Source organism: Mastigocoleus testarum BC008 (genome assembly GCF_001456025.1).
GTDB lineage: Bacteria > Cyanobacteriota > Cyanobacteriia > Cyanobacteriales > Nostocaceae > Mastigocoleus > Mastigocoleus testarum.
In genome coordinates, this window is the sequence record NZ_LMTZ01000108.1 from 61,594 (window position 1) to 73,175 (window position 11,582).

The 11,582-nt window shown below is 37.0% G+C and carries 9 protein-coding genes; 2 read left to right on the plus strand and 7 right to left on the minus strand.

Features of this window, described 5'->3' with window-relative positions; all coding sequences use genetic code 11:
• Positions 1 to 227: 227 nt before the first annotated feature.
• From BC008_RS26645 to BC008_RS26675, 6 genes are all read right to left on the minus strand, one after another.
• Positions 228 to 1,784 (minus strand): HAMP domain-containing sensor histidine kinase, encoded by a 1,557-nt coding sequence (locus BC008_RS26645; protein WP_027842912.1) that lies wholly within the window; start codon positions 1,782 to 1,784, stop codon positions 228 to 230.
• Positions 1,785 to 2,151: 367 nt separating this feature from the next.
• On the minus strand, positions 2,152 to 3,651 hold the full coding sequence (locus BC008_RS26650; RefSeq protein ID WP_027842911.1) for a phytoene desaturase family protein: 1,500 nt from the start codon (positions 3,649 to 3,651) through the stop codon (positions 2,152 to 2,154).
• A 1,090-nt stretch (positions 3,652 to 4,741) separates the two neighbouring features.
• Positions 4,742 to 5,677 carry an alpha/beta fold hydrolase gene (locus BC008_RS26660; protein WP_027842910.1) on the minus strand — a complete coding sequence of 312 codons (936 nt, stop codon included), beginning with the start codon at positions 5,675 to 5,677 and terminating at the stop codon, positions 4,742 to 4,744.
• A 31-nt stretch (positions 5,678 to 5,708) separates the two neighbouring features.
• On the minus strand, positions 5,709 to 6,215 hold the full coding sequence (locus BC008_RS26665) for a DUF4112 domain-containing protein (RefSeq protein WP_027842909.1): 507 nt from the start codon (positions 6,213 to 6,215) through the stop codon (positions 5,709 to 5,711).
• Between the two features lie 216 nt (positions 6,216 to 6,431).
• Positions 6,432 to 6,758 carry a DUF4112 domain-containing protein gene (locus tag BC008_RS26670; RefSeq protein WP_063800726.1) on the minus strand — a complete coding sequence of 109 codons (327 nt, stop codon included), beginning with the start codon at positions 6,756 to 6,758 and terminating at the stop codon, positions 6,432 to 6,434.
• Positions 6,759 to 6,992: 234 nt separating this feature from the next.
• Positions 6,993 to 7,931 (minus strand): GNAT family N-acetyltransferase, encoded by a 939-nt coding sequence (locus tag BC008_RS26675; protein ID WP_027842908.1) that lies wholly within the window; start codon positions 7,929 to 7,931, stop codon positions 6,993 to 6,995.
• Between the two features lie 287 nt (positions 7,932 to 8,218).
• On the opposite strand from BC008_RS26675, the gene BC008_RS26680 reads away from it, so the two are divergent.
• Together BC008_RS26680 and BC008_RS26685 are read left to right on the plus strand one after the other, a co-directional pair.
• The gene (locus tag BC008_RS26680; protein WP_036265230.1) at positions 8,219 to 9,544 is read left to right on the plus strand and encodes an amino acid permease; all 1,326 of its coding nucleotides are present in this window, start codon (positions 8,219 to 8,221) and stop codon (positions 9,542 to 9,544) included.
• A 482-nt stretch (positions 9,545 to 10,026) separates the two neighbouring features.
• Positions 10,027 to 11,013: a hypothetical protein gene (locus BC008_RS26685; protein ID WP_027842906.1), complete on the plus strand. Its 987-nt coding sequence runs from the start codon at positions 10,027 to 10,029 to the stop codon at positions 11,011 to 11,013.
• 150 nt (positions 11,014 to 11,163) lie between these two features.
• Here BC008_RS26685 and BC008_RS26690 read toward each other — a convergent pair whose 3' ends face one another.
• Positions 11,164 to 11,550, minus strand: a complete 387-nt coding sequence (locus BC008_RS26690; protein ID WP_027842905.1) for a hypothetical protein — start codon at positions 11,548 to 11,550, stop codon at positions 11,164 to 11,166.
• Between the last annotated feature and the right edge of the window lie 32 nt (positions 11,551 to 11,582).

The window sequence follows — 11,582 nt, forward strand, 5'->3', positions numbered from 1 at the left end:
CCTTGCGGATCTCCCGACGCCGCAGACTCTAGCTTGGCGTGTCCGTATGACAAATAGAATTTACAAATTTACAAATTTCCTAATCTTATTACGTGGTGCTACGAAATTACCCAGTACTATAAATTTGGATCGGTTACTTAATCTAAATTACTTAATATTTACTTTTTGTAGATAGTTTTGGGAATTTTATCAGTAACAGCAAACTCAGCATAAGCAAGAATTTTACTTTACTTTAAGTTAATCGGCTCAACTGGCAAAACCATGCAGAAGTTAGCACCTTCTCCCAGCTTGCTATGTAGTATTACCTTTCCATCATGAGCTTCTGTAATAATCTTGACAATAGATAATCCTAACCCAGTACCTTGGGAATTATAAATACTACTCGCGCGAGCAAAGCGTTCAAAAATCCTTTCGTGCTCTTGCTCATCAATCCCTTCTCCCGTATCGCGCACCCAGAATTTTACTGTATTTTGAGTAATTGAAGAACCAATTGTAATTTTATCAGTACTTTTTGTATGTTGGATTGCATTTTGTACCAGGTTCATAAAAGCTTGTGTTAGCCGTTCGGGATCTACTACAATATCTCCTACGGCAACTCGATCTACGCGCCAATTACGTTCTCCCGAAGCTTGAGCCTTAGCAAATAATTCTTCGCTGAAACTACTCACATCAACTGTTTCTACATTTAAAAAGTCTGGACGTTCCGCTTTCGCAAGTATTATTAGATCTTCTACAATTGAGCTCATTCGATCCAATTCATCGAATACCAACGTGACATTTTTTTCCACTTCTTCCGGAGCGTCATTACATATTAGCTGCAAATAGGCCTGAATAATAGTAATAGGGGTTCGTAGTTCTTGTCCTGCATCATTAATAAAATAACGTTGAGTAGTGAAAGCTGCTTCCAATCGATCCATCATGTCATTGAAAGTGCTTGCTAGATCTGCAAGTTCATCTTTGCCATATACTGGAACCCGTTGACTTAAGTCGGATTCACTAACAGAACGCACAGTGGTACTTAAAGAACGTAAAGGAGCTAATACCTTTCCAGAAGCAATCCAAGCAAGCATCAAAGCCCCTAACATAACCACGCTCATCACTTGAACGACAACTGTGGTCGCTTCAATTGTTTCTTGACGTTCGTCAGCTACAGTGTGAGCGATGACAAATACTCCTAAGTTCTTACCTCGTATTTTTACTGGTTGAGTTATGTAGATTAGACCACCTAATTTGGGGTCGGCTAATTCTTGCTCGCCTCTTTCTGGTTTAACTAATTTAGCCCAACGACGCATTAATACTGTATCTCTATCGAAAATTTCCGGTCGTCCTCGGGGATTTGATTTATAAAATTTTCCATCAACGAAAGTCATAAAAAATGTTTCATCTTCTGGAAGTTGTTCGCTCAAAAATAGATCGAAAAAATTTTTTAGTTCTTTATGGGAAGATGGACGCACAAAACGAGGATCGAAAACTTGACTTTTGCTGAAATTTGGGTGCTTTGCTAAATCTGATGCAGATAGCGAAGTATTAGCTTCATTTTCTATCAACGTATTAAATACAAGTATTCTTTTGACCAAGTCCTTACGAACTCGCTCATCAACGCGAATATACAATAATTCGCGAAATATTGGGATTGAGACAATAGAAATAATAGTGATAGTCAAAACATACCACACGAGAATGCGGGTTCGAGTCGCCCAAAATAAGCCCCGCTTGGGAGCAGAATCTTTTGCAATTTGTCTGTTATTAGACTTACTTGTAAATAACGCTGAATTTAAATGCAATTCCAATAATCCTATTTTTTCTTATAGTTTTTATGCTCCCACCAAGTATAAGTTTCCGACATCCGGTAGAATTTATAGCCTATGGGTAATATTTAATACCATAATACTTGTTAGGAAATCAATAAGAGGTAAATAACAGCGGAAAATCGTCAAACTCACTACTCAAAAGCTGGTTCGGTATATAGATTAATGTATTTTTTATACTGAAATTAGCGACTCAAAAGACAAAAAAAGAGATTAGTAAATGCACTTAAAAAACACAATTAAGTGCATCTCTTTAGTCACTTCGTGCCAGAAAATACTGCGAGTAAAATGCCCTATGGCTAATTCTATATGCCCAGCGCAGAATTTTTATGAATCTTTATTTTTAGAAATCTTTGTCAATAAATACCGTCGCACTTTTTGCAGATTCTAAAATTGTAATCAGTCCGCTACCAGGATGGACTGCACCACCAACCCAGTATAATCTTTTAGTATTATGAGAACGAATAGGAGGACGGAAAGGACCTAGTTGATTCCAGTTGTGGCTGAGATTAAAAACTGCACCGAGATGAACTTTATAGTCATCGACCCAAGTTTCTGCTGTATAACAAGTTTCGGTTACAATATGTTTTTCTACATCTTTGAAACCCAATAGATGCATCCTGTTGATAATGAAATCACGATATGATTTTTGTTTGCTTCCCCAATTTACATTATGGGAAGTATTGGGAATTGGGACTAATACATATAAGGTGCTGTGACCTTCAGGTGCGTTACCCGGATCGATGATGCTGGGATTACACACATAAAAAGAAGGATTTGTTTCATCTAGCGCCGAATCATCTAACCAAGGTTTTTGTCGTCTGCGAATGTGTTCGGAAAGATAAATTTGGTGGTGGGGTAAATCTTCATAGCGTTTATTTATTCCCAAATACAACATAAATGTGGAACAAGAAAATTGCATGTGATCGAGTTTTTTGTCAGTATAGCGGCGATCGCGGACTGAATCTGGCAGTATATTTTTCACAGCATGAGCAAAATCTGCATTTACCACTACCGCATCAGCTTGAATTTTGTTTCCTTCTTTTAGTTCAATACCCCGAGTCTGACCATTTTCAATCCAAACTTGTTTAATAGGACTTTGTAAATTAATGGTGACACCTAGATCTGTTGCAGCTTTACCCATCGCAGCTGCAAGATTGCGAAAACCTCCTTCAGGATGCCATACTCCATCAGCAAATTCCAAATAAGGAATCAAACTAAAAACGCTTGGGGAAAGAGTTGGATGCATTCCCAAATATTTGGAAGGGTAGCTCAAAGCATAAACTAAGCGATCATCTTGAAAAAAGCGCCAACAATGCTGATATAAACTTTCCCAAGGACGAAACGGTATTGCAGCAAGAATTTCATCAAGCCGTAAATAACCTAAGATAGAACGCGGTGGAGTACCCAAATAAGCGTCATAACTAGCATCGTATTTGCGAATATGTTCTTCATACCAACGTTCAAAAGCTGCGGGTAGATCGGGACGCATCGCTGCTAGTTGGGTTTTGAAAGCATCCAAATCGGATGTTAGATCGAGTTGAGTATTATCCCAAAAGCAAATCCGAGTATTGGGTTCTAAACGTTTAAAGCTAATATAATCAGATAACTTTAACCCCGAATCTGCGAATAAATCTTCGTACAAACGGGGTACTTGTAAAATTGTTGGTCCAGTATCAAATCCATAAGCTCCGTCATTAAAGCCGCGCATTCTACCACCGACTCGATCTGCTGCTTCGAAAATCTGTACCTTGTAGCCCAAATGAGCTAACCTCATGGCTGTGGCTAAACCGCCAGGTCCTGCACCGACAATAATGATTTGTTTGGATTGCTTGTTTGACATTTTGCTCGGATCGAGATCTAAAAAATTATAGACACGAAAGAATTACAAATAGAAAAATTCCTTTCCATCTACCTATAACTCAACTTTAACCGAGCAGGAGTCCTACACCTAAATTGTACTCAATTAGGTGTGCGGAGGAATGCCGGGACAAAAACGGTGCATCCTCCGACAAAATCAGCCTTTAGCCGATAGAGGAGAGAGGATAGCGCTGTTTTTGTCTATCTCCTTTTGAGAAGTGAGTCGATCCAGTCTTCGACCAAAGATGTAATAGTCTTATCTCTATCCGCCGCATAAGCCCGTAACTTATTTAATCTTTTCTCAGACATCCTGAGACTTAATCTCTTCTTTTCCATATTTTGAATAAGCTCATTCATGTGAATGAGGAATCGATCCCATCCAATACTAAATAATGGCATCTATCCTTACATGAAAACGATTTCTCTACTTGAACACCAGAATAAATAATTATTATTCCGAGAAAATACCATTAATTAAATATTAAATATTAATATAAAAACAATAAAAACTACTTACAAGCACTAATAATTACTTTGTTTTTGCTGCTTTAATTACAGTTTTTATTTTTATAGATAAAGTTGCCAAAATGGCAACCTCAACCAAAATTGGCAGGATATCTTATATAAAGATAAACGACTTCAAGGGTGTTGTTGTCAGGGTGTATCACACCATTTCAATAAATAGTTGATACATTGTCTACCTTTCTCAAAAATAAAGATTAGTCACAAAATCATCTAAATACTAAAATTTAGATAATTGTAAAACAATAATCAGGTTTGACATTTGCCGCGATGAGAATATCAAATATATACGAATGCTGTTCTTGACCCACACGTTAGCCCCCAAAATAAAGTACAGCATGGTTTATATAAATTCTCTACGCTTCAGCGACAAATGTCAGGGTGGGAGTTTGAAAGCGATTGATATGCTTCCTCCCACCTTTTTTTTTATTCATTAATACTGTCTAATATTTATGATTTTTATGAACAATAAAATTTGAAATAAATTATGTTTGACTCATAAGATTTAGACGTTGTCATGCAACGTCTTTTTTTTAGAAAATAAGATTCGATTAAATAAAATCAGTTCCCATTAAAAATTCAATAATTTCTTCATTAACGACCTCAGAAGCACCTGATGAAGCATCGTGACGACAATTTCTTAAAACTTTCAACTGAGAGTTAGGTAAACATTGATTTAACTTATAACCATGAGCAATAGGAAACCAACTATCTTGCTCTCCCCACAATATTAATGTGGGACAATCTACAGAGTTTAGGTTATTTTGTATCTTGCTTAATAAACCAGTTTTGTTGAACTTACAATTTTTGATTTCTCGATCTGCTATTTGTAGTTCTTCAGCTGCTTTGGTTAAAGTCCCGGGAAATTCAATAAACGGATAAGTTATCCAATAAATATCCTCAGGAGTTAATATTGATGGGTCAAACAGCACCTCACGTCGTTCAATCGCCATAACTTCTCTAATCAGGGGTGCGAATAAATACGTCAAACGCAAACGATCTATTATTTGAACTACTTCTAATGGGGTGTGGGAAAATAATCTCATGCCCCAATGAGGCAAAGCTTCTGTAAAGATTGGGACATTCACCACCACTAATCGCCCAATAATTTGAGGATGCTCTTGAGCAAGCGCTAAAGCAATCAACGCTCCTAAAGATTCTGCAACTACCGTCGCTGGTTCGTCACATAATTCCTTAATAATGCGCTCAAATTCAATCGCTTGGTGACCTTCAACCTCTCGACGATCTTGGGGTTTTTCCGAAAAGCCAAAACCTTTAGCATCAAAGCAAATTACCCGAAAATGTTGGGACAATGGCTCAATACTTTTACGCCAGTTGTAGCTCCAACTACCAATACCATGTAATAAAATTAGTGGCTTCCCTACTCCTTTTTCTCCGTAAGCTACTTGCATGGGATAGCCACTAGCATCAGTAATCGTTAAGTATTGTCTACCTTTGGGAAAGGTTTTTTGCCACCAATCTTGCATTTATTTAAAAAAATAATCTATTGTGTGTGCTTTATTTGCCTGTAAATAATCCTACCAAAAAGCTAGTTATCATTACTGTTAAGGAAACTAAACCGATAGTGAGAAGTAATAAGCCAGCTACCAACATTACAATAAACCATACGTTACGATCCCTTTTGCGACCGGGAAACTGTAAATGTTCTTCAACTAACTTGAGATTATAGTCGTTAGCTCTCCAGGTAAAATCAAACAGATCCCCCAAAACTGGTACTGCCCCGATTAGGGCATCTAAAATAATATTCAGGACCATCTTAGCTAGCATTCCAGCAGGAGCACCCAAACGTGCAGCTTCTACAACAATATAAGCGGAAAGTAAAATTCCTAGGAAATCACCACCTACGGGTAGTAGTCCTATAATCGGATCCAAACCAAGACCAATACCTGTTCCCGGAATTACGATCGCACTATCTAAAATACGACTTAGAGCACGCAAGCGTTTGAGAGCGCCTGCTTTACTATTTGGGTCTATAGTGGAAAATTTTGATGGAGGTAAGGACATAATAGGATTTGATCAGTGTATCTCCCCCACAGAGCATATCTTACATCATACTGAATCGTTAAACTGAATTTCTAAATATTACATAACAAAGTTTTCTACAATAGATTCGCGTACCACTTTAAGAATAAGAATTTAATAACCTGTAATTCTAAAGTTTGGAATGGTGCGTTACTGCAAGTGTTCTTCAAGTAGCTTAAGATTATATTCGTTAGCTCTCTAGATAAAATCAAACACGTCTCCTAAAACTGGTATTACTCCGATTAGGGTATCTAAAATAATATTTAGAAGCATTTTAGCTACTATTTCAGTAGAAGCACCTAAACGTAAGGCTTCCACAACAATATAAGCAGAAAGTAAAAGCCCCAAGATATCACCACCTACAGGTAGCAGCAATCCTATAATCGGATCCAGACCAAGACTAATACCTGTTCCCGGAATTACGATCCCACGATCTAAAATACGACTTAGAGTACGCAAACGTTTGAGAGCACCTGCTTTGCGATTTGAATTTATAGTGGAAAATTTAGATGGAGGTAAAGACACTATAGGATTTTCTCAGATCGTATATTGCACCTCTGAGTATAGAGGACGAAAATTTCAAAATCACCGCAATAAAGCTACATTATTTTTACTTTATGCAGACATATAACACAATACGGTTCAGATAAGACTAAATCGGTTGCTATAGACGTTGCATGCAACGTCTCTACATGCCCAAAATAATTATGGTTCAACCTTAACTGAACCGTATTGACATATAACAACCAAATGTATCTCTCAACGCCAATCATCAATAACAAAGACATCAGAGCGATTGTAAGCAGGTTGATTTGGTTTATGCATAGCCACAGCTAATCTATCAATTTTAAAACCAAGAGCAAGTATTTTTTTATAGGCGCGATCGCGTTCCGTACTCATTCCACAAATTAAACGAGATAGTTTTTGTTCCATAGCAAATTTTTCACACTCTCGTAAGAGTTGCTCGAACCACTGCTCAGTCTCTTTACCTGGACGCACAGCTGCAAACTTCACGTAACAAGTATCTTTACCTGCTTCTGTATTTTCTCCACAGTGACAAATTGCAAAACCTAACAAGGTATCATTACCCCAAAGCAGAATAGTATCGCCTAAATTTTTGCTGTTTACTGTAGTTATTTCACTTCTAACATCCAAATTATCGTAAATTGTATCTGTTAATTCATAACAACTTTGGAGAGATTCCATTTGCTCCAAATTACTTAATTGAGAATATTTAATTCTTTGCAAAGCTTGTTGGTAAGGTTGAGGTTGTTTGGAAGTAAATGCAATCAGAAAACGGGGGTAAAAACCAAATTTTTGATATAAGCACAAATGCTTAGGGCTGTTAGCAAATGTACAAAATCCTGCTTGTTTAATGTTCCAAGATTCAAAGCATGCGATCGCAGGTTCAATTAATTTTTTCCCAATACCTTGCTCCCAAAAATCTGGATGTACAATAAGGGGACCAAATAGTCCAAAACTACCCCAATTAGTAGCTATATTAACTCCTACTATTTGTCCATCAATTTCTGCTGCAAATGCTGCTTCTGGATTGTTATACCAACGATTCATATAGTTTAGATCGCTACCATAATTCTCCGGAATTGGATGTTTAACAAATTTACCAAAAGCAACCCGAAAAATATAGTTAGCTTGCATTAGTTCGCTTTCTTTGAGCAGACGAATAGAAATTGACATCTAAAGGAAGTGGGATTATTTAGTAATTAGTAATGGGCAATTTAGTAATTTTTTGTTATTTATTAACAAAGTTAATAAGCATTATAAGCTGTGTCACAGACACATAATATTCCAAATAAATAGATATGCTATAACGAATAAGGTGAAAGGAAAGAGGATAAATATTTTTATTCATACATTAAGGAAGAAACTTAGTTATTCCTTTCGACTTAACAATTATTAAAAACTTTTTGTTAAAATGATTTACATAAGTTAATTTCTGGTTGGAAAAATACACTTACCCTAGCATGACCCAAATAAAAACTAATATCCAGTCTGATGAACCAAAAGTTACTCGTCTATTTTCTCATTTAGAAAAGGATGGTAACCAACTAAAACATCACCCCGGTAGTGTTTTTGGAAGTGCGGCTTTGCTTGCAGGGAATACAGTTGGGGCAGGAATTTTGGCGTTACCAGCGGTCACTTTACCAAGTGGTATAGTTCCATCTACGGCACTGTTATTTGCAGTTTGGCTATATGTATTGATCTCGGGTCTTTTAATTGCAGAGGTCACCTTAAATAGGATGCGTGTAGAAGGACGTCCGAATTTAGGCTTCTTGTCAATAGTTGAAGGTACACTGGGTACATTTACTGGTAGGTTGGCTGGGGGTGCGTTCTTATTCTTTCATTACAGTTTGTTAGTAGCATATATAGCTCGTGGTGGTGATATTCTCTTGGGTGGAGCCTCTCACTTATTGGGTATGGATGGGGCTTTACCGACGTGGGTAGGAGCAATAATGTTTACCTCGCTTTTTGGTAGCATTTTGTATCTTGCAAGAGACAGATTTGTAGAGAAGTTAAATAGTATCTTTGTTGTTATTGTTGTTTTCTCCTTTTTAGGGCTAGTTTTTCTAGAGGGAACGCAGATTCACCCAGTACGTTTCTTATTTCAAGATTGGCGAGCTTTACCTGGGGCTGTTTCCGTAATGTTGGTGGCGATGTTTTTTCATAGCGTCGTACCAGTCATCGTTAGCCAATTGGAAGGGGATATACAAAAGATTCGCAAGTCAATTGTTATTGGCTCTTCGATCCCTCTAGTTATGTTCTTGGTATGGAATGCTGTAATTTTAGGAAGTATTAGTCCTCAAATCGTGGAGAATATTTCCTCGGGGGAAACAGTTTTCGACCCCTTACAGTTCCTCTACACCCATGGAGCACAGAATATTTTGGGAGTACTAATTCCTGTATTTTCAGAGTTTGCGATCGTAACTTCTTTTATTGGCTTTTTCTTTGGTTTACGGGATTTTTTCCAAGACATGAATTTGTTTGAGATTAATCAGCCCGTTCCCCGTTTACCAGTAATCTCATTGGTGATGTTTCCGCCGATGAGTTTATCACTAATTAATCCCAACATATTTTTTGGTGCTCTAGATTATGCAGGAAGTTTTAGTATCTCAATTTTAGGGGGAATTCTTCCAGCGTTGATGAGTTGGAAACAACGGGAAACTGATCGCGATTCAAATAACGACCATCAAATTCTTGCTCCTGGTGGAAAAATTACCCTAGTTTTAACAATTGCGATCGCGCTGGTAATTATAGTTAGGCAAATTTTACTAATGAGTCCCCAGTTTTAAAGTTCTAGTTGCTTGTAGAAATTTAATTTGCTTGTAGAGGGGTTAAGGAGGATTTACCCCTCCACTAGTTTCAATATTTCTGACTTCGGTGAGAAACAAACCACCAGAGAACAATGCATCACTAAGTAATATTTATAACTTAATCAATAAGATTAGTTGATTGAGATAAACTTATCCCATACTTCTTCCCCATTGATTGTAAAAGTATTTGTAGCAGTAAATTTTTTGATTAGGAAATAACCTTAACAACAAGGATGACGCTTTCTTAATACCCTCTTATACTTATAGCTGTCAAGACTAACAAGCATCAAATAACCTTGCTACTTGACTATAGTTCATTAGTACTATACTTTGGTTTTGGCGAGACTAAACTTCGCTAGGTTTCTTCACAGTATGGACTGTTTAAGTATCAGTGAGGAGTTTTTGTTCGCTGAAACGCCATAAATCAAGTTGTAACTTGTAATGTCTAAGGGTGAGGTTATATGGGACACAGATCCAATTTCGTTATTATCCAAAACAGGGAAATAAACATTTACTATTCTCATTGGGGTGCAATTTCTATTCCCAAAGATATTTTTTATGGTCCCCAAATTACCATTGACTATATTAAGTCTTTGCAACCTGTAGAAACCTTATTGGATGACCTATGGTGTGAAGGTGCAGTACTCGTAGATACTCATGAGAAACAGCTGATATTTTGGGGTGGTGATGGTTATGAGTATCCAGCAGTTCGTAAATATTTCATTTCCCTGCTCCAGTTAAATTGGGAAGGTTGGGGAATTCGCTGGGCTGAACAGGGAATTATTGATATAGCCCAATATTTAAGAATAGATATTTCGCAAGTACAAACAGATATTGATTATTATCACTGGAAAAATTATCGAGGTTGGTTGGAAAATAGCAAAACCGATTGTACTGAGACTCTTCTCACAGTTAAATATCATCCAGAACTGATTTTAGATTATAGATTTGATAATTATCTTACTGAGTTACTTTCCACCGGTTCAAGTTTATTTGAACTCCTTCAAAGTTGTGACCCAGTAGCAATTCCAGATGAAGAGAAAGTATGCAGTGGAGCATATTTAAATTTGTTTGAAAAAGAAATTTGGGTATGGTGGGGTAGACCAACAGATGAAAGAGTTGTAAGTAAAATATTAAGACACTGGGATGGTTGGACAGTCAAGCGTCACACAGAAGGTTTACCTTTTCAAGTAGAACTTTCAGGTCGTAGTTCAGATTTTATTCGGATGGAAGCAGAAACAGTAATTGAGCAAATATTAGATGACATAACTAAAAATGATAGATTCGACCCCAGAAAATGGATTGATACTATTGCATCTAATTGCGTTAATATCGAATATGCAGATATTTGGATCAATCCCGATACATTGAATAATTCTCAGCCAGAAATCACCGAGCGGGAAAAACAACAAGTTTTGCAGAGGATAATTAAATTATTGGAAGATTGAGCATTGAAAAATTTAAGGAATAGATAATGGGTAATGGGTAACAGGTAATTGGTAATAAAAACCTATCCATTACCCTCATCCCTTCTTGATACTCCAAAACTTCATAAATTTTTGATTAGCTATCGGTCAAAACAGTAAAAGGATGGGTTATCATCCATCAGTTTGAGCTTTAGATGCTTGCAGATTAGTCAGAGTTTTCCAGGTGTTTGCACTGGTATCGAAACATTTCCAAGTTTCCTTGCTTGGGTCTTTATAGCAAAATAAACAACGGTCATCAGCATCGAAGTCATCAGTCAAGTAGTAGACAATTCCGCGAAAAGGATAAGTTTTTCGACTCAGTCGTTTTGCAACTGCTTGATTAGGACATTCGACCACGAATACCGGTTCTGCTTTTAAATGAGCTAGAGAAAAAAAACACATTCTTAAGATAGCCCGAAGCCAACTTTCCGAATGCTCAAAATAGTCATCAATGATTTTATTCGTTAGAGCTTGCTCCAAAGATCGATCTTTTTCTTTAGAAGCATGAAAATCAGACATAGCAGCACCTATTGCTACACCATTGGTTCGAG